Origin of the sequence: Paenibacillus rhizoplanae (genome assembly GCF_042684125.1) — a bacterium.
In the GTDB taxonomy this organism is placed as follows: Bacteria; Bacillota; Bacilli; order Paenibacillales; family Paenibacillaceae; genus Paenibacillus_AQ; species Paenibacillus_AQ rhizoplanae.
Genome location: NZ_JBHUKY010000017.1, coordinates 25,368 through 43,265 on the forward strand (window position 1 = coordinate 25,368; position 17,898 = coordinate 43,265).

Here is a 17,898-nt window from a genome sequence, read left to right on the forward strand (position 1 = left end):
TCCAGCTTTATCTTTCAATTCTTAAGAGTCAGAAGACTCTATAACCGGGAGGACGATTAATAATGTTAAGATCTATGTACTCAGGGGTTTCAGGTATGCGCGGATTCCAAACTAAGCTCGATGTCATTGGTAATAATATTGCGAATGTCAATACTATCGGCTTCAAGTCAGGTCGCGTGATGTTCAAGGATATCATGAGTCAGACCGTCTCCGGGGTTACGGCACCCGGGGAAGAGGGGCAAGGCGGTGTCAATGCCAAGCAAATCGGTCTTGGGGTATCCATCGGTTCCGTTGATACTATGCACACAGCTGGTAGTGCGATGACAACGAATAACCCCACAGATCTGCGGATCGACGGAGACGGATTCTTTCTGGTGAAGCTTACGGGTGACCAGGAAGTACCGTTCCTGACCCGTGCCGGGGATTTTCATGTGGACGCCAGCCGCAATCTGATTACATCGGATGGCTTACATGTCGTTGACTCCGGGGGCGCACCCATTCAGATCGGTGACGATGTTACGGCATTCTCCATCTCCAGTGACGGAACGATTGTGCAGACGATGGCGGACGGCACTACTGAATCCGGTGTTCAGATTGGCATGGGTAAAGTCAGCAATCCCCAGGGGCTTGAGAAGATCGGCGGCAATTTGTACCGGATGTCCTTAAATGCAAATGCCGAAGGAGCACTGGAGCCCACAACTGCCAATGATCCAGAAGTGGGAACAGGTACTATCGTTGCCGGCCAGCTGGAAATGTCCAATGTGGATCTGACCAGCGAATTTACGGAAATGATTGTTACCCAACGTGGTTTCCAGGCGAATTCGCGGATTATCACCACTTCCGATGAAGTACTGCAGGAAGTTGTTAATCTGAAGCGTTAAGTTTGAACCGCAATATGTAACTTGCTGTATAATAACGTTTTGCCTGTTGAGGAAATGTTATTGCAGTCGTGGGGGAGGAGCTCCTCCCCCTATTTATGTTAGGAGGCCTGTCATGATTTCAGTAACAAGATTGAACGGGGCGGGGATGTGGCTGAATGCCCTGCTGGTTGAAATGGTTGAGGAATCACCGGATACGTATATTACGCTGGTAACCGGCAAGAGACTGATCGTGCTTGAAAAGGCCGATGAAGTCATTAGCAAGATCAAGGAATATAACAGGGACATAGGCATACACGCTGCCACCATTAAAGTCCAGTCAATGGAGGAGCTTTCATGAAAAAGATGCTGCCATGGCTCATCACGATTTTGCTGGCCGTTACACTCATCGTAGTAGCCGCATTCTTACTAATGGACAAAATTTTCCCAGGTGATGGGAATGAAGTGAGCAAGGCTGTCCAGAACGTGGAGACGAAGAAGATGACTGCTGATGAAATTGTTGAGATGACCGCCGAAATCCAGGATATCAAAACTAATCTTGCTGATCCCGATTACATCCTTTCAGTTGACATCGCGCTTCAATTAGATTCAGCGGCGTCCAAGGAAGAATTCGAAAAGATAAAATCAATTAAAATAACACCGCTGATTATCAAAGCTATTGCCGATGCCAAACCCGAGGAGCTGAATGGGGCCAGCGGCAAAGATCAGTTCAGCAGCAAGCTGGTGAACATCATCAATAAGAATTTGACTGAAGGTTCTATCACCCAGATTGAATTCACCAAATTTATACTGGCATCTATGTAGCTGCAGGCGGGTTAATTCTTTGATGGGGGGGTGATTGAAATTGGTTGATGTACTATCACAAAACGAAATTGATGCTCTGCTTGCTGCACTTTCATCCGGTGAAATGGATGCCGACGAACTTAAAAAAGAGGAAACCACTAAAAAGATCCGCTCTTATGATTTCAAACGGGCCGTACGCTTCTCCAAAGATCATATCCGCAGCTTAACCCGGATTCATGATAACTTTGCCCGCTACCTTACGACGTACTTTTCGGCCCAATTGCGCACCTTCGTGCAGATCAGTGTCGTTCAAGTAGAGCAGCTCCCTTATGACGAGTTTATCCGCTCCATTCCCAAAATGACGATATTGAATATTTTTGAGGCCGAGCCGCTGGAGGGCCGGATGGTGATGGAGGTGCATCCGAATATCGCTTTTGCCATGCTAGACCGGCTTCTGGGCGGCTTCGGAATAGCACCCTCCAAAATCAATGCGTTGACTGAAATCGAAACGACTATTATGGAGAGGATTTTCAGCAGATGCTTTGAAAGTCTGCAGGAAGCCTGGAAGACGGTGCTTGATATCCATCCCCGGATGGAGGCGCTGGAAACGAATCCGCAGTTTATGCAAATTGTATCGCCAAATGAAACGATTGCCCTGATCTCCCTCAGCACCAAAATAGGAGACACGACAGGGATGATCAATCTCTGTATCCCCCACGTTGTGCTGGAGCCGATCATGTCCAGGCTGTCCGTACACCAGTGGTTTGTCTCTGAGAAAAAGGTGAGGGATGAGGATGAGCTCGAAGCCATCCGGGCAAGGGTTCACCGGGCGCAGCTTCCAATCGTGGCTGAGCTGGGGGAATCGAAGTTATCTATTGCTGAATTTCTCGGGCTCAGCGTCGGTGACGTGATTTCTCTTAACAAGACTGTGGATTCCGGTCTGTCGATTAAGGTAGGGGACAAGCTGAAATTCATTGGAAGTCCTGGGATGATCAAAGAACGTGTGGCTGTGCAAATAGACGAGATTGTCAGCGAAGGGGTTGAAGAGTTTGACGAGTAAAGATTATTTGTCCCAGGAGGAGATAGATGCTCTTCTAAGACAGTCTGCGGAAGGCAATTTGGCTCCTTCACCGAAGACCGTGGATGATTACTTAACACCTTTTGAACAGGATGCACTGGGAGAGATCGGCAATATTACCTTCGGAAGTGCGGCAACCGCACTCTCCACCCTGCTGGGTAAGAAGGTAGATATTACTACCCCTAAGGTGTCCATTATTACACGAGGAGAGTTCGAGGAAGCCTTTCCTAAACCTCATGTGGCTGTTCACGTACAGTATGTGGACGGGTTCCAGGGAATCAATTCTCTGGTTATCAAAATCAGGGATGCCCAGGTCATTGCCGACTTAATGCTCGGGGGTGAAGGTGAGCCCAAAGATGAGGAACTGAATGAAATTCATATCAGTGCCGTCCAGGAAGCGATGAATCAGATGATGGGCTCGTCCGCCACCTCGATGTCGACGATCTTTAACAGATTCGTCAATATCTCTCCGCCCGGCATTGACATTCTTAATATGTCCAGCGGAGAAGGGGTAGGAAGCCTTCCTGATGATGAGACCCTGATTCAAATTTCCTTCCGGCTGAAGATCGGCGATCTGATTGATTCCACCATCATGCAGCTGTTGCCGGTACAATTCGCCAAGGATATGGTGACCATGCTGCTTGGCGATGTCAGCCAGGCTGATCAGGAAGCGGCAGTCTCCTCTGCTGCATCAACACCTAAGCCTGCTGCAACACCAGAGCCTGCCCCCGCACCGCCTCCAGCACAGCAGCAGATGCCAGCGCCGGATGGAGGAGGGAACCCGCCGCAATATCCGCCGCAGGGTCAGGGTATGCCACCTTATCCGGGAATGCCGGAAGGGGGATATTATTATCCTCCGGCAGGGATGCCGGCCTATGGGATGCCGGGTATGCCGCCTTACGGAATGCCGCCGCAGGGAATGCCTTATCCACAGTCTCAGCCGCAGAATCCTGCACAGGGCCGCAATGTGAATGTGCAGCCTGTACAATTTGCGAATCTGAGTGCAGGGGCTTTTGGCAATATCGACGAAAATAATTTAAATTTATTGATGGACATACCACTGAAGGTAACCGTAGAATTAGGAAGGACCCAGAAGCAGATCAAAGATATTCTGGAAATGTCGCAAGGTTCAATTATTGAACTGGACAAGCTGGCAGGTGAGCCTGTTGACATTCTGGTTAACAACAAGCTCATTGCCAAGGGGGAAGTCGTAGTTATCGACGAGAACTTCGGTGTCCGCGTTACGGATATCGTCAGCCAGTGGGACCGTATACAAAAATTACAATAAGCATACTTAGGGAGGATTTTGTAAAAATGGCTAACCGAATTCTAATCGTGGACGATGCAGCATTTATGAGAATGATGATCCGGGACATTTTGTCGAAGAACGGATTTGAGGTAGTGGGTGAAGCCCAGGACGGTTCACAGGCTATAGAGAAATTTAAGGAACTGCGTCCGGATCTGATCACGATGGATATCACCATGCCTGAAATGGACGGAATCGCCGCCCTCAAAGAAATCAAAAAAGTAGATGCCAATGCCAAAGTTATCATGTGTTCAGCCATGGGTCAGCAGGCTATGGTTATTGATGCAATTCAGGCCGGTGCCAAGGACTTTATTGTGAAGCCTTTCCAGGCTGACCGTGTAATTGAAGCTATCAATAAAACGCTGGGTATATAGGAACAAGGTATGTTATTTGCTGCCGGAACGCTCGGAGACAGTAGTAATGCCCTGCTGAATTTAATGAAGGTTGTTTTTTTTCTGGCAGTCATTATTATCCTTATCGTGCTGCTGATCCGTTTTCTGGGACGCCGCAATCAGACTCTGATGAGCGGCCGTTCCATCCGTACCCTGGGTGCGCTGGGGCTTGGTCCGAATAAGTCGATTCAGATTATTGAGCTGGGCAGCAGCCTCTATCTGATCGGAGTGGGCGATGACATCTCCATGATGGATAAAATCACCGATCCTGCAGAGGTGGCGCTGATTATATCCGCTTTTGAAGATCAGGCCTCAGGAACGGACAACTTCATTGCACCGCTAGTCGCCAAAATCAAGTCCAAGCTGCGCGGTGAGGTGCCGTCCGAGGAAATAGAGATTCATGAGACTTCGTCTTTCTATGAGACGCTGCAATCCAAGCTTGCCCTGGCGCCTGAGCGCAAAGAGAAGCTGGAGGAACTGCGCAGGGATGAGGATCTCAAGAAAGAGTCGGAGGATTTATGAAAAAAAAGCTGATTCTTTCTTTACTGTTGCTTGGCATTTTCAGTGTGCTGCTCCTGCATCCGGTTCATGCCGACCCGATTCCTAATATCAACATCTCGGTGGGTGATAACGATGCCGCAAGCGGGGGGACAAGCTCCATATCCATCCTGCTCCTGGTAACGGTGCTGAGCATAGCTCCTTCATTCCTGGTGCTGATGACCAGCTTCACGCGGATCGTGATTGTACTGGGGTTCGTAAGAACCTCACTTGGTACACAGCAGATGCCACCGAACCAGGTGCTTGTGGGACTGGCACTATTCTTAACGCTGTTCATTATGTCCCCAACCCTGGCAACCGTGAACGAGACGGCCTTACAGCCCTATATGAAGGGCACTCTGACCCAGAGCGAAGCCCTTAACAAAGCGCAGGAGCCGATTAAGGAGTTTATGTTTAAACAGACGAACACGAAGGACCTGCTGCTGTTCATGAACTATACCGGCAATAACGCTACAGTGAAGCCAGCCAGCTATAATGATATTCCTTTAACAGTACTGGTACCTGCTTTTGCGATCGGTGAGATGAAAAAGGCCTTTACCATGGGCTTTATGATTTTTATACCTTTTCTTATTATTGATATTGTGGTGTCCAGCACCCTGATGGCCATGGGGATGATGATGCTGCCGCCGGTAATGATATCTTTGCCTTTCAAAATAATGCTCTTTGTGCTGGTGGACGGCTGGTACCTTGTAGTCAAATCGCTGCTGCTGAGTTTTAACACCTGACATGTAAGAGGAGGCATATGGGATGAATGCGGAGTTTATTATCGGTCTGGCCGGCCAAGCCGTATATTTAGTGCTGGAGACCAGCGCCCCCATGCTGATTCTCGGTCTGGTGGTAGGACTGATCGTCAGTATCTTTCAAGCCACAACCCAGATTCAGGAGCAGACCCTGGCGTTTGTTCCCAAAATCGTAGCCGTACTGCTTGCTTTGCTGCTATTCGGTCCGTGGATTATAACGAAGCTGGTCGATTTCACCAGTCAAATCCTGGGCAGTCTCTATATGTATATCGGTTGAGACTATGAATATAGAGACCTTACTGCAAAGTTTTCCTGTCTTTCTGTTGATTTTTTGTCGAATTACAGCCTTTTTTGTTGTCGTTCCTGTCTTTTCGTCGCAAAGCGTGCCGACAACATTCAAAATTGGTTTGTCTTTTTTTGTGTCCATGGTCATCTTCAGCTCAGGCAGCATGAATATTACGGTTCCGCAGGATCTGGGGTTTATCCTCCTGATTATCAGGGAGGCTTTAATCGGGCTGTTGCTCGGATTTATCGCCTACCTGATGTTTATGACGATTCAGACGGCGGGCTCTTTCATCGATATTCAGATCGGATTCGGGATCGCTAACGTCATCGATCCGATGACTGGAGCATCGGCGCCGATCATCGGCAACTTCAAGTATATGATTGCGCTGCTGCTGTTCTTAAGCATGAATGGTCACCACTACCTGCTGGATGCCATCGTATACAGCTACAAATGGGTGCCGATAGATAATGATTTATTTCTCAAAATGATCAATGGAAGCTTGTCTGAGTTTTTGATCCGCACCTTTGCCCAATCCTTTATCCTGGCCTTTCAAATGTCGGCTCCGCTGGTTGCTGCACTGTTCCTGACGGATGTGGGACTGGCCTTCCTGGCTAGAACGGCTCCGCAATATAATGTGTTCGTAATCGGTGTTCCGCTCAAAATCATTATTGGTCTGGCGTTGCTTCTTATACTGATGCCGGGGCTGGCTGCGCTGTTCCAGAATCTCTTCGAGATTATGTTCGAGTCCATGCACAACCTGCTTGGCCTCATTGGGGAGAGTCCTTAGGCTACGGTAAGGAGAGATTGTCTTGGAAAAACAGGCAAGATTCAAATTGGATCTTCAGCTGTTCGGGGGAGATAAGACAGAGAAAGCCACTCCGAAGAAACGGCAGGACGCCCGCAAGAAGGGGCAGGTTGCAAAAAGTGCTGAAATGTCAGGCGCAGTAGTCCTCTTTTCGGCGCTGCTGTCGCTAAGTGTCTTCGGCGGCTTTATGAAAGAACGGTTTATCAAGCTCTATACAGATGTGTTCCAGAACCGGATGATGCTTGAGGTAACACCGGAGAATATCTCCACGCTGTTCAACCAGTACGGGCTGCAGATCCTTATTCTGCTCGCTCCGCTGCTGGGCATCACCTTCCTGCTGGCGCTTGTGGCCAACTTCGCACAGGTAGGCTTTATGGCTACAGGCGAGGGGATTACGCCTAAGTTCAGCAAGATCAACCCCATCAAAGGCTTCAAAAATATTTTTTCCATGCGTTCCGTAGTAGAGTTTCTCAAATCTGTCTTCAAGCTCATCCTGATTGCCTATCTGGTCTACAGTACGCTTTGGGGGCAGAAGGAGAGCTTTGCACGCCTCTCGCATGTCGATGCGGAAGGGGCCTACGCCTTCGTTGCGAAGCTGACCATGAGCCTGGGCATTAAGATTGCAGCGGCTCTATTTATAATGGCTGTACTGGACTATATTTATCAGAAATACGAGCATGAGAAGAGTCTTAAAATGTCCAAGCAGGATATTAAGGATGAATACAAAAAGATGGAGGGCGACCCCATCATCAAAGGCAAGATCAGGGAACGTCAACGCAGAATGGCTATGCAGCGGATGATGCAGGAGGTCCCCAAGGCCGATGTTATCATCACGAATCCGACCCACTTTGCAGTCGCCCTGAAGTATGACGGTTCCTCAATGGAGGCTCCTCAGATTATAGCCAAGGGCCAGGATTATGTGGCACTCCGCATCAGGGAGCTGGCGAAGGAGCATGGTGTTGTAACGATGGAGAATAAGCCGCTGGCACGGGCATTGTTCCAGAGAGCGGAGATCGGTGATGTAGTGCCGGCCGATCTGTTCCAGGCAGTTGCCGAAGTGCTGGCCTATGTATACAAGCTTAAAGGTAAGAGTAGATAAGCCGGGGGAGGTTAAGGACATTGAAAGTTAGAGATCTAACAGTTCTACTGGGCATTATCGGTATTGTGCTTATGATGATTCTGCCCATCCCGGCCTGGCTTCTGGATGTACTGCTTATTGTCAATATTTCAATAGCCCTGACCATTATATTGGTCGCAATGAATACCAAGGATCCGTTGCAGTTTTCAATATTTCCTTCTCTGCTTCTGATCACTACGCTATTCCGGTTAGCGCTGAACTTATCCACCACCAAGTTGATCCTGGCGGATGGTCATGCCGGTGAGGTCGTAGCGACCTTCGGAAGCTGGATTGCCAGGGGACAGATCGCCATCGGGTTCATTGTCTTCCTGATTCTGGTTGTGGTTCAGTTCATTGTTATCACCAAGGGTTCGGAGCGCGTGGCAGAGGTAGGCGCCCGTTTTACCCTGGACGCGATGCCCGGTAAGCAGATGAGTATTGATGCGGATCTGAATGCGGGGATGATCAATGAGCAGCAGGCACGGGAACGCCGTCGTAATGTCGAACGCGAGGCGGATTTCTTCGGGTCCATGGATGGTGCGAGTAAGTTCGTCAAAGGGGACGCGATTGCCAGTATTATCATCCTCATCATCAACCTGATCGGCGGCTTCATTATCGGCATGACCGTTCACGGCATGTCGTTCCAGACGTCGCTTTCGACCTACTCTGTCCTGACCATCGGTGACGGTCTGGTCAGCCAGATTCCGGCTTTGCTAATCTCCACGGCTTCCGGTCTGATCGTCACGCGGGCGGCTTCGGAGGGCAATCTGGCCGAGGATCTGACCGGACAATTGCTGTCCTATCCTAAGCTTCTCTACATAGTAGCTGCGACGATTGCTTTTCTGGGATTCTTCACCCCGATTACGGTCATGTCCACGCTGCCTTTGGCGGGACTGATGGCGTACGCGGCTTACAGTATGGGGCAGAAGGCTAGCAAACAGCTGATTGCCGATGAACAACTGGTCGAGGAGAAACAGATCGAAGAGGTGCGAAGTCCTGAAAGTGTCATCAATCTGCTTACGGTGGACCCGATCGAATTCGAATTTGGTTATGGTCTGATTCCTTTGGCGGATACGGGACAGGGCGGTGACTTGCTCGACAGAATTATCATGATTCGACGGCAATGTGCACTTGAGATGGGACTTGTCGTACCTGTTATTCGCATACGCGACAATATTCAACTAAAACCGAATGAATATGTCATCAAAATTAAAGGAAATAACGTTGGCGGCGGTGAATTATTACTTAATCACTATCTTGCCATGAGTCCCGGTTATGATGACGAGTCGATTAGCGGGATCGAGACTATTGAACCATCCTTTGGTCTGCCCGCCCTATGGATTGATGAGTCGGTGAAGGAACGGGCTGAATTATCCGGTTATACCGTGGTTGACCCGCCTTCTGTTGTAGCCACGCATCTGACCGAGCTGATTAAGCGGCATGGACACGAATTGCTGGGCCGTCAGGAGACGAAGCAGCTGATCGACAATCTCAGGGAGAATTATCCTGTGCTGGTAGACGAGCTGATCCCTTCCATTCTTGCAGTCGGAGATATTCAGAAGGTACTGGGCAAGCTGCTGCGGGAGAAAATATCGATCCGCGATCTTGTCACTATCTTCGAGACCCTTGCCGATTACGGCACATATACCAAGGACCCTGATATTCTGACTGAATATGTGCGGCAATCCCTCTCCAGACAGATTACCCAGCAGTTCTCTCAGACGGGGGAGACTCTGCGTGTCATTACAGTAGGTCCCGGACTTGAGAAAAAGATATCCGAAAGTGTGCAGCAGACGGAGCAGGGCAGTTATTTGGCACTCGATCCGGTATCTACCCAAACCGTCTATCAGCGGCTTACGGAGCAGATCAACCGTCTCCTGCAATCCGGCCAGCAGCCGATTGTACTGACCTCACCAACGATTCGCATGTATCTGCGCCAGGTTATTGAGCGAACCATGCAGGATATCCCGGTGTTGTCCTACAGCGAGCTGGAGCCAAACATTGAAATTCAAAGCGTCGGGGTGGTGAACTTATGAGAGTGAAGCGTTATGTGGTCGATACGATGCCTGACGCCATGCATTCGATCCGCAGCGAGCTTGGAAGCGATGCCGTTATTTTAAGCACCAAAGAAATAAAGGTTGGCGGATTCATGGGGATGTTCACGAAAAAGAAGATTGAGGTTGTGGCTGCTGTGGAGAACGGGGCAAAGGCGGCCGCGCAGGAGAAGCTTCCTGCACCACCGATGAATGTACCGCGAAGTGCAGTGCCAGAGGCCTATCAAAAGGCTGCCTCTGCCGCAGCTCCTCCTCTGCCGCCGCCTGTGACGGTAAGGGATGCGGCAGCAGGCAAGTCGTTTGCCGAGATTGCCGCAGCACTAGCTGATCCGCTGGAGCAGGGCGGGGGTGTCGCTGTGATGCCGCCTTTAGTCAAGACGGAGCCGCTGGATATCCGCTCTGAGGATATTGCAGCAGGTCAGCCGTCTGTACCTCGGCCGGAGGAGAGCCGGAAGAAGCTTGCAGCCATGTATGAACCGCTTACGGCAGAGCAGCCTGAACCTGAGCATACCGCTGCCGCTGAGAATGATGTCCTGCGGGAGATCCGGGATATGAAGCAATGGATGGAACGTATCGCACGTTATTCCACGGGAGCTGCGGAGCTGCCTGATGCGCTGGAATCCTTACGCAGCCGTCTGATTGACCAGGAGACAGACGCTGTTCTCGTAGAGGAATGGATTGGTACTGTGCTGGAGCGTTACCGGGAAGAAGGAAGCAGCTGGGTTCCGGAACAATTCGAGGAAGTGCTCAGAGAGCAGATTGATAGTTTTCTGGCGGGACGTATTGCCGGCGGTATTGCACCGGATACCCGGATCGTATATATTGCGGGGCCGACAGGCGTAGGCAAGACGACAACGATCGCCAAGCTGGCAGCGGAGCAGCTGTTCAAGCAGGGCCGCAAGGTCGGGCTGATTACCTCGGACACTTACCGGATATCAGCCGTTGAACAGCTTAGAACCTACGCCTCCATTCTCAACATGCCGCTGGAGGTTGTCCAGTCGCCGGGAGATCTGCAGCGGGCCATGTTCCGGCTGGAGAGCTGTGATCTGGTGTTAATGGATACCGCCGGACGCAATTACCGCAATGAAATGCTGGTGGCTGAACTGCAGAGTCTGCTGGCCAAGGAGCTCAAGAGCGAGACCCTGCTGGTGCTGAGCCTGACCTCCAAGAGCCGTGATATGAAAAAGATTGCCGAGCACTTCGGCAGATACCAGCTGGATAAGGTGGTATTCACGAAGCTGGATGAAACGGGCAGCTATGGTCCGCTGTTCAATCTTCTCAATGATTATCCGCTGAAGCTCTCCTATATTACCAACGGACAGAATGTTCCCGATGATCTTCTTATGGCGACAGGGGAGCAGATTGGCGGGATGCTGCTGGGAACAGGGGGCGGGTGATGGACCAGGCGCAGGCGTTAAGACGGCTGGTCTCCAGCCAGGACACAAGGCAGACTCCCGGAAGCGGTGCCTCGGCCCGGATCATCACGGTATGCAGCGGGAAGGGAGGCGTCGGGAAGTCGAATTTCACCCTTAACTTTGCGCTTGCACTGAAGGCCATGGGACGGAGAGTTCTTCTGTTCGATGCCGATATCGGCATGGCCAATATTGATGTCCTTATGGGTGTCTCATCCAGATATAATCTATACCACCTGCTCAAGCGGGAAGCGGATATCGGACAGATCATTCAGCTCGGACCGCAAGCGTTGCCCTTCATTGCAGGGGGCTCCGGGATGGACGAGCTGTTCAGCCTCTCGGAGGAAGATCTGAATTACTTTACCACACAGATTGCCAGCATTGCCGATACTATGGATTTTATCCTGTTTGATACAGGGGCGGGGCTGTCCAAGGAAACGATGAAATTCATCACCTCTGCGGACGACTGCCTGGTAGTGACCACACCTGAACCTACTGCAATTACAGATGCGTATGCGCTGATGAAGGTTGTTCATAATTCGCACCCGGAGGTCTCGTTCAGGCTGATTGTCAATCAGGCAGGGGATGAACGGGAGGCACGGGCCACCAGTGACAAAATCCGGATGGCGGCCAGCCGGTTCCTGCAGCTTGAGCTTCCCTTCCTCGGTTACATCAGCAGTGATCCGCATGTAGTACAGGCAGTTAAGAAACAAATTCCATTCTCAGTGGCTTTTCCGAACAGTATTGCAGCCAGGGATGTGCAGAGGCTTGCGCAGAGCTATCTGGCTGTGGATTCAGTAGAAACCGCTAAAGTTCAAGGCATCAAGGGCTTCATCAGCAAGTGGTTGAAACGAAACAGATAATTGTTCTGAATTTGAGGGACAGAGGTGGAAAAGCTATGAGGCCATATAAAGTTCTGGTTGTTGATGATTCTGCATTCATGCGCAAGATCATTTCTGATTTAATAGAGAATGATGCCGACTTTCAAGTGACAGCGACGGCGGCCAACGGACGCGAGGCGATTGAGAAAGTTAATGAGCTTCGCCCGGACCTGGTAACAATGGATGTGGAGATGCCTGAGATGAATGGGCTGGAGGCGCTCAAAAGTATCATGGCCCAGCGTCCGCTTCCGGTGATTATGCTGTCGGGCATAAATGAACAGGGCATGAAGGAGACCATTCTGGCCTTGGAGTGGGGGGCTTTCGATTTCATCCGAAAGCCGTCCATTTCAAACTCCCAGGATATCATCGCTGTCGGAGAATCCCTCCGGGAGCAGATGAAAGAGGCAATGCTGGCGCGCGAGCGGCGTGAAGCCCGCGCTTCTGCCGTCAAATCGCCTGAGCCTCCTCCTGCTGCTGAACCGCCTGCTCCGCGGGCTGTAGTGGAACCGGTGAGACGGAAGCTGGAGCCCTCCAAGAAAGAAGCGGATAAGGCGCCGCCTCAGGGCACGGAGAAGCCGAGGGCCAGGGCGCCGTTTGAACCGTCCGCTGACAAACGTAAGCCGGAAACCCGCACTGAGCCGGTGGTTGCAAAGCGAGTGGTGAAGCCTGCGCCTGCAGTACCCATACCGGCTCCAGACAGGTTCAGAAGCCGGTCCCAGGAGGAGCAGGGCGCCAGATTGCCGGGACTACGGGCGGCTGCTGAGATTGCGGCTGGCTCGTTCATCGAGCCACCTGCAGCATCAGTAGGCCAGACAAGCGGAAGCCGGGGCGTGCGCAAGCTGGTTGCTGTTGGCTGCTCCACCGGAGGTCCGAGAGCTCTGAAGGCGTTCCTGGAGAACATCCCCGGTGATTTCCCGGCACCGATTGTTATTGTCCAGCATATGCCGCCTAACTTCACCAAATCTCTGGCCCAGCGCCTGAATACCTTTAGCGCACTGGAGGTCGCGGAAGCGGAGCACGGTATGGTTCTCCGGCAGGGCGCGGCGTATATTGCCCCCGGGGGATATCACCTGACAGTGGTTCCGGCACCTGGAGGCCAATATGTGATAGAGCTTACTAAGGAAGAAGTCCGCAATGGACATCGTCCTTCTGTAGATACACTGTTTGAATCGGTATTGCAGCTCACCTCGCTGGAACGTCACGCGGTCATTATGACGGGGATGGGCAGCGATGGGGCCCGTATGATGAAAGCACTCTATGATTCCGGGGTGACATCAACCTTTGCAGAGAGTGAAGAAACCTGTGTGGTTTACGGAATGCCGAGGTCTGCTGTAGAGTTGAAGTGTGTAAAACACATCCTGCCTTTGCAAGAAATTGCTCCAAGGCTGGTACAAGCCGTTAAATAATGGAATTGCGAACTCGAAGGGGAGGTACCCGCTCATGGACATGAACCAATACTTATCCATGTTTATTGATGAGTCAAATGATCATCTGCAGTCTTTGAACGAAAGCATGATGGGGCTGGAAGCGAATCCGGAGGATCTGAGTATTGTTCAGGTGATTTTCCGCTCCGCCCATACCTTGAAAGGTATGGCGGCTACAATGGGTTTTGAAGATTTGGCTTCGCTTACGCACCAAATGGAGAATGTGCTGGATCTGGTGCGTAATAACAAACTGCGGATGCAGGACTTCATTTTTGATACCCTGTTCAAAAGTATTGACGCTCTGGAATCCATGGTGGAGGATATCACCGGCGGGGGAGCGGGCAAGGCCGATGTAACGGCCATTGTCTCTTCTCTGCAGGCGATCGTTCGCGGAGAAGTCCCTTCTGCCGGTAATGCTTCTGCTGAAGTAACTGCTGCTGCGTCCGGCAATGCCAGTGCGGCCCAGGTGTTCCTGGATGAATTCCAGTACTCGGTGCTGGAGCAATCCCTTCAGGAAGGCCATCAGGTGCTGTATGTCGATGTTGCTATCCGTAAGGATTGTCAGCTCAAAGCCGTACGTGCATATATGGTCTTCGACCTTCTGGAACGTTCAGGAGAAGTCGTCAAATCCTTCCCTTCGGTTCAGGACATAGAGCAGGAGAAATTCGATTACGGATTCTCCCTCTACTACATAACCCAAAAGGATGCAAGTGAAATTCAGAAGATGATTCTGAATTTGTCAGAGATTGATGCGGTTACGGCTGTGGCGCTCGATCAGGAATCACTTCGTCAAATGGGACAAGACAGTGTTGCAGCTACTGCCGAAGCCCCTGCTCCCGCTCCTGTGCAGGAGGCTGCCCCTGTGGCTGCTAATGCTTCCCCTGCAGCTCCTCTACATCCCAAGGAAGAGAACGGCAAAGCTGCTCCGGCCAGGGCAGGAGGTGCACCATCGCCTTCCCGGACCATCCGTGTTGATATTGAGCGGCTGGATGTTCTGATGAATCTGTTCAGCGAGCTGCTTATTGACCGTGTCCGGCTGGAGCAGCTGGCTTCCGAGGTCCAGAACGGGGATCTTACCGAGACCGTCGAGCATATGGGCCGGGTGAGCGGAGATTTGCAGAATATTGTAATGAAGCTGCGCATGGTTCCGGTAGACACCGTATTTAACCGGTTCCCGCGGATGATCCGCGACCTGGCGAAATCGCTGGACAAGAAGGTGGATTTAATCGTCACAGGAGCCGATACGGAGCTTGACCGTACGGTGATTGATGAGATTGGTGATCCGCTGGTGCATCTGCTGCGCAATGCGGTTGACCACGGGATTGAATCTATCGCAGACCGGATCGCTGCCGGGAAGCCGGAGACAGGAACCGTACAGCTTCGGGCGTTCCACAGCGGCAATCATGTCTTCATTGAGATTGAAGAGGATGGCAAGGGCATCTATCCGAAGAATGTACTGGCCTCTGCCGTCAAAAAGGGTGTGATTACCCAAGAGCAGGCGGGCACAATGACAGATGACGAAGCTTACCAGCTGCTCTTCGCGCCTGGCTTCAGTACAGCTGAGGTAATCTCTGACGTATCGGGCCGGGGCGTGGGTCTGGATGTGGTCAAATCCAAAATCTCTTCCCTGGGCGGTAACGTCACCATCTATTCAACACCGGGCAAAGGTACGAATTTCTCCGTTCAGCTTCCGCTGACCCTGTCGATCATCGCAGCCATGCTGGTTCGCCTCGGCTCAGAGAAATATGCCATTCCGCTCTCTTCCATCGTGGAGACAGGAATTGTGAAGCAATCCCAGATCCGTACCATTCACGGCAACCGGATGCTGGAGTTCCGGGGCAGCCATATTCCGCTGGTCTCCCTGAGCAAGATCTTCTCCATTCCGGACTATGATGAAAGTACGGAAGAGGAAACGGAGATCGTGGTAGTCCGTAAAGGAGAGCGGCTGGTTGCCCTGGCTGTGCAGGACTTCATTGGACAGAACGAAATTGTAATCAAGAATCTCGGCAAGTATCTGCCTGATGTGCAGGGGATTTCAGGAGCCACGATTCTTGGAGACGGACAGGTAGCGCTCATTATCGATCCGAATGCTTTTATCAAATAATCAGGTTAGAACAGGGAGGTTCATTCCATGGCTGAAGATATCAAAGTAATTGTATTCAAGCTTGGCACTGAAGAATACGGCATAGAAGTAGAGAAGGTCCAGACGATTGAACGCATGATGCCGATTACCCGCGTACCGAAGACCTATTCATTTATCAAAGGTGTGATCAATCTGCGCGGCGTCGTGATTCCGGTTATCGATCTGCGCGGACGCTTCGGCATCGAGGAAGCAGAGCACACCGACCAGACCCGGATCATCATTGTCAATGTGAATGAGATGGAAGTGGGCTTCATTGTCGATTCAGCCAACGATGTCATCGACTTGAACCGTGACATTATTGATGTACCGCCGGATGTTGTGGGCGGCATCAAGGCGAAGTATCTGGACGGGGTGGCCAAAATAGGAGATGACCGTCTGCTGATTATGCTTAACCTGTCCGAAGTGCTCAACAAGAGTGAAATCGTGCAATTGGAAAGCCTGGAGGGCTAGCCTATGGAGCTTTTCAAGAACTTCAAGGATTTTAAGATGGATGTGCTCAAGGAAGTCGGGAATATTGGAGCCGGCAATGCGGCCACTGCCTTGTCCCAGCTGCTCAATAAGCCGATCGACATGGCGGTTCCGAAGGTACAGCTGCTCAGCTTCGAGGAGATCACTGATAAGGTGGGCGGAGCGGAGGAGCTGGTGTATGCGGTGTTCCTGCGTGTGGAGGGTGAAGCTCCGGGCAACCTGTTCTTTATTCTTACTCCGGAAGCGGCCAGCAGCCTGCTCAGCCGGATTGCCGGCATTGAAGTCTCCGGCGGCGATGAGCTGAGTGAGATGGAGTTATCCGCATTAAGCGAGATCGGCAATATTTTGGCCGGCTCCTACCTCTCTTCCCTGGCGGACTTCACCTCCCTGTCCATGTATCCGACAGTGCCGGCACTGGCGATGGATATGGCCGGAGCCATTCTTGGCTATGGGCTGCTGCAATTCGGTCAGATGGGCGATGATGCACTGCTGATTGATACGACTTTTTTAGAAGGCCAAAATGAAATTGAAGGACAATTCTTCCTTATTCCCGATCCGGAATCGTTCCCCAAAATATTCAAGGCTTTAGGAGTACCGTTCGACAATGATTGAAGAGCAGAGCATCATTAAAGTAGGTATGGCGGATTTGAACGTAGGCAGCCAGGACAGTCTTATTCGTACGACCGGTCTGGGCTCCTGCGTAGGTCTGACTCTGTTTGATCCCGGTAAAAAGCTGGCGGGGATGGCTCATGTGATGCTGCCCTCGTCAGAGATTGCCCGGGAGGGACAGCTGAATATTGCCAAATTCGCAGATACTGCTGTACCTGAGCTTTTGGCCCGCCTGCTGGGGCTGGGGGCGGTTAGAAGCCGGATTGTGGCCAAGATGGCCGGAGGCTCGCAGATGTTTGCTTTTGCCGGAGGGAGTGACACCATGAGGATCGGGCCTCGAAATGTGGAATCCTGCAAGCTTGCTCTGGACAATCTTCATATTCCGCTTATCGCGGAGGACACAGGCGGCAATTATGGGCGCACGATAGAAATCTCCTGCAGCACCGGAGTGATTTTTATCCGCAGCGTTCAAAAAGGCCAGAAGGAAATTTAGCCATGAGCAGGAAACTATTACTGAATATTGTGGCCGGACTAATCGGATTTGTACTAACCTTCCTAGCGAATAACGGACAGAACCTGCTAGGGACCAGCCTGATTCGGGGCATGTACGGATTTATTATCTGGTTTGTGCTTGCTTTCTTCCTGAGATGGGTATTGGGTTTTATTACCGCAAAAGAAGAATCCTCAGACCCGGAAGCCGGGTTGTTCGATAACGGAGAGTCCCTTGGCGCCAAGCTTGATATTAGTACACCTGATGAGGATCAGGAGCTCAAGGACCTGCTAACCCCTAAACGGGAGGCGGCAAGCGAAGAGCTCGGGGGGTTCACACCTTTGCAGCCTCCGAAGCTAGTCTCTATGAAAGATCCAGAAGAATTGGCCAAGGCCGTTCGTCACCTGAAAGAAGAATAAGCGAGTGCTGCGGCGAAAGTCCGTCATCTTGCGCCGCATGATGCCCGCTGACTAA

20 protein-coding genes are annotated in these 17,898 nt (G+C 51.3%); all 20 read left to right on the forward strand.

The genetic code is table 11. The annotated features are described in order from the left end of the window. Positions 1–62 precede the first annotated feature (62 nt). Positions 63–881 (forward strand): flagellar basal body rod protein FlgG, encoded by an 819-nt coding sequence (gene flgG, locus ACFSX3_RS06795; RefSeq protein WP_209992716.1) that lies wholly within the window; start codon positions 63–65, stop codon positions 879–881. A gap of 112 nt (positions 882–993) precedes the next feature. Next, complete coding sequence (locus tag ACFSX3_RS06800) at positions 994–1,218, forward strand: flagellar FlbD family protein (protein ID WP_209992717.1); 225 nt, start codon at positions 994–996, stop codon at positions 1,216–1,218. After that, positions 1,215–1,682 carry a flagellar basal body-associated FliL family protein gene (locus tag ACFSX3_RS06805; protein WP_209992718.1) on the forward strand — a complete coding sequence of 156 codons (468 nt, stop codon included), beginning with the start codon at positions 1,215–1,217 and terminating at the stop codon, positions 1,680–1,682. The genes ACFSX3_RS06800 and ACFSX3_RS06805 overlap by 4 nt, the downstream gene beginning before the upstream one ends. A gap of 40 nt (positions 1,683–1,722) precedes the next feature. Then, positions 1,723–2,721, forward strand: coding sequence for a flagellar motor switch protein FliM (fliM, locus tag ACFSX3_RS06810; protein ID WP_209992719.1), 999 nt, complete (start codon positions 1,723–1,725; stop codon positions 2,719–2,721). Then, entirely contained in the window at positions 2,711–4,027 is a 1,317-nt protein-coding gene (gene fliY / locus ACFSX3_RS06815) for a flagellar motor switch phosphatase FliY (protein WP_209992720.1), read from the forward strand. The genes fliM and fliY overlap by 11 nt, the downstream gene beginning before the upstream one ends. A gap of 26 nt (positions 4,028–4,053) precedes the next feature. Beyond that, complete coding sequence (locus tag ACFSX3_RS06820; RefSeq protein WP_036692515.1) at positions 4,054–4,419, forward strand: response regulator; 366 nt, start codon at positions 4,054–4,056, stop codon at positions 4,417–4,419. Positions 4,420–4,428: 9 nt separating this feature from the next. Beyond that, entirely contained in the window at positions 4,429–4,959 is a 531-nt protein-coding gene (locus tag ACFSX3_RS06825; RefSeq protein WP_209992721.1) for a flagellar biosynthetic protein FliO, read from the forward strand. Next, positions 4,956–5,720: a flagellar type III secretion system pore protein FliP gene (gene fliP / locus ACFSX3_RS06830; protein ID WP_209992722.1), complete on the forward strand. Its 765-nt coding sequence runs from the start codon at positions 4,956–4,958 to the stop codon at positions 5,718–5,720. The genes ACFSX3_RS06825 and fliP overlap by 4 nt, the downstream gene beginning before the upstream one ends. A gap of 22 nt (positions 5,721–5,742) precedes the next feature. Beyond that, positions 5,743–6,012, forward strand: a complete 270-nt coding sequence (fliQ, locus tag ACFSX3_RS06835) for a flagellar biosynthesis protein FliQ (RefSeq protein ID WP_036692523.1) — start codon at positions 5,743–5,745, stop codon at positions 6,010–6,012. A gap of 4 nt (positions 6,013–6,016) precedes the next feature. Continuing rightward, a complete protein-coding gene (gene fliR / locus ACFSX3_RS06840) occupies positions 6,017–6,808 on the forward strand; it encodes a flagellar biosynthetic protein FliR (protein WP_209992723.1) in 792 nt (263 codons plus the stop codon). Between the two features lie 22 nt (positions 6,809–6,830). After that, positions 6,831–7,925 carry a flagellar biosynthesis protein FlhB gene (flhB, locus tag ACFSX3_RS06845; protein WP_209992724.1) on the forward strand — a complete coding sequence of 365 codons (1,095 nt, stop codon included), beginning with the start codon at positions 6,831–6,833 and terminating at the stop codon, positions 7,923–7,925. 71 nt (positions 7,926–7,996) lie between these two features. Further along, the gene (flhA, locus tag ACFSX3_RS06850; RefSeq protein WP_379312764.1) at positions 7,997–9,979 is read left to right on the forward strand and encodes a flagellar biosynthesis protein FlhA; all 1,983 of its coding nucleotides are present in this window, start codon (positions 7,997–7,999) and stop codon (positions 9,977–9,979) included. Further along, a complete protein-coding gene (gene flhF, locus ACFSX3_RS06855; protein ID WP_209992726.1) occupies positions 9,976–11,394 on the forward strand; it encodes a flagellar biosynthesis protein FlhF in 1,419 nt (472 codons plus the stop codon). Before flhA ends, flhF begins: the two co-directional genes overlap by 4 nt. Next, the gene (locus ACFSX3_RS06860; RefSeq protein WP_209992727.1) at positions 11,391–12,272 is read left to right on the forward strand and encodes a MinD/ParA family protein; all 882 of its coding nucleotides are present in this window, start codon (positions 11,391–11,393) and stop codon (positions 12,270–12,272) included. Before flhF ends, ACFSX3_RS06860 begins: the two co-directional genes overlap by 4 nt. 35 nt (positions 12,273–12,307) lie before the next feature. After that, positions 12,308–13,696: a protein-glutamate methylesterase/protein-glutamine glutaminase gene (locus tag ACFSX3_RS06865; protein WP_209992728.1), complete on the forward strand. Its 1,389-nt coding sequence runs from the start codon at positions 12,308–12,310 to the stop codon at positions 13,694–13,696. Between the two features lie 34 nt (positions 13,697–13,730). Further along, positions 13,731–15,818: a chemotaxis protein CheW gene (locus tag ACFSX3_RS06870; protein ID WP_209992729.1), complete on the forward strand. Its 2,088-nt coding sequence runs from the start codon at positions 13,731–13,733 to the stop codon at positions 15,816–15,818. Positions 15,819–15,845: 27 nt separating this feature from the next. After that, complete coding sequence (locus ACFSX3_RS06875; protein ID WP_036692546.1) at positions 15,846–16,307, forward strand: chemotaxis protein CheW; 462 nt, start codon at positions 15,846–15,848, stop codon at positions 16,305–16,307. Between the two features lie 3 nt (positions 16,308–16,310). Continuing rightward, on the forward strand, positions 16,311–16,937 hold the full coding sequence (locus tag ACFSX3_RS06880; RefSeq protein WP_036692548.1) for a chemotaxis protein CheC: 627 nt from the start codon (positions 16,311–16,313) through the stop codon (positions 16,935–16,937). Then, a complete protein-coding gene (locus ACFSX3_RS06885; RefSeq protein ID WP_209992730.1) occupies positions 16,930–17,427 on the forward strand; it encodes a chemotaxis protein CheD in 498 nt (165 codons plus the stop codon). Before ACFSX3_RS06880 ends, ACFSX3_RS06885 begins: the two co-directional genes overlap by 8 nt. 2 nt (positions 17,428–17,429) lie before the next feature. Further along, positions 17,430–17,843, forward strand: a complete 414-nt coding sequence (locus ACFSX3_RS06890; RefSeq protein WP_209992731.1) for a hypothetical protein — start codon at positions 17,430–17,432, stop codon at positions 17,841–17,843. The last annotated feature ends 55 nt before the right edge of the window (positions 17,844–17,898 follow it).

Coding starts and splice junctions, on each gene's coding strand:
- flgG (WP_209992716.1), top strand. CDS start 63: ATGTTAAGATCTATGTACTCAGGGGTTTCAGGTATGCGCGGATTCCAA.
- ACFSX3_RS06800 (WP_209992717.1), top strand. CDS start 994: ATGATTTCAGTAACAAGATTGAACGGGGCGGGGATGTGGCTGAATGCC.
- ACFSX3_RS06805 (WP_209992718.1), top strand. CDS start 1,215: ATGAAAAAGATGCTGCCATGGCTCATCACGATTTTGCTGGCCGTTACA.
- ACFSX3_RS06820 (WP_036692515.1), top strand. CDS start 4,054: ATGGCTAACCGAATTCTAATCGTGGACGATGCAGCATTTATGAGAATG.
- ACFSX3_RS06825 (WP_209992721.1), top strand. CDS start 4,429: ATGTTATTTGCTGCCGGAACGCTCGGAGACAGTAGTAATGCCCTGCTG.
- fliP (WP_209992722.1), top strand. CDS start 4,956: ATGAAAAAAAAGCTGATTCTTTCTTTACTGTTGCTTGGCATTTTCAGT.
- fliQ (WP_036692523.1), top strand. CDS start 5,743: ATGAATGCGGAGTTTATTATCGGTCTGGCCGGCCAAGCCGTATATTTA.
- fliR (WP_209992723.1), top strand. CDS start 6,017: ATGAATATAGAGACCTTACTGCAAAGTTTTCCTGTCTTTCTGTTGATT.
- flhA (WP_379312764.1), top strand. CDS start 7,997: ATGATGATTCTGCCCATCCCGGCCTGGCTTCTGGATGTACTGCTTATT.
- flhF (WP_209992726.1), top strand. CDS start 9,976: ATGAGAGTGAAGCGTTATGTGGTCGATACGATGCCTGACGCCATGCAT.
- ACFSX3_RS06865 (WP_209992728.1), top strand. CDS start 12,308: ATGAGGCCATATAAAGTTCTGGTTGTTGATGATTCTGCATTCATGCGC.
- ACFSX3_RS06870 (WP_209992729.1), top strand. CDS start 13,731: ATGGACATGAACCAATACTTATCCATGTTTATTGATGAGTCAAATGAT.
- ACFSX3_RS06875 (WP_036692546.1), top strand. CDS start 15,846: ATGGCTGAAGATATCAAAGTAATTGTATTCAAGCTTGGCACTGAAGAA.
- ACFSX3_RS06880 (WP_036692548.1), top strand. CDS start 16,311: ATGGAGCTTTTCAAGAACTTCAAGGATTTTAAGATGGATGTGCTCAAG.
- ACFSX3_RS06885 (WP_209992730.1), top strand. CDS start 16,930: ATGATTGAAGAGCAGAGCATCATTAAAGTAGGTATGGCGGATTTGAAC.
- ACFSX3_RS06890 (WP_209992731.1), top strand. CDS start 17,430: ATGAGCAGGAAACTATTACTGAATATTGTGGCCGGACTAATCGGATTT.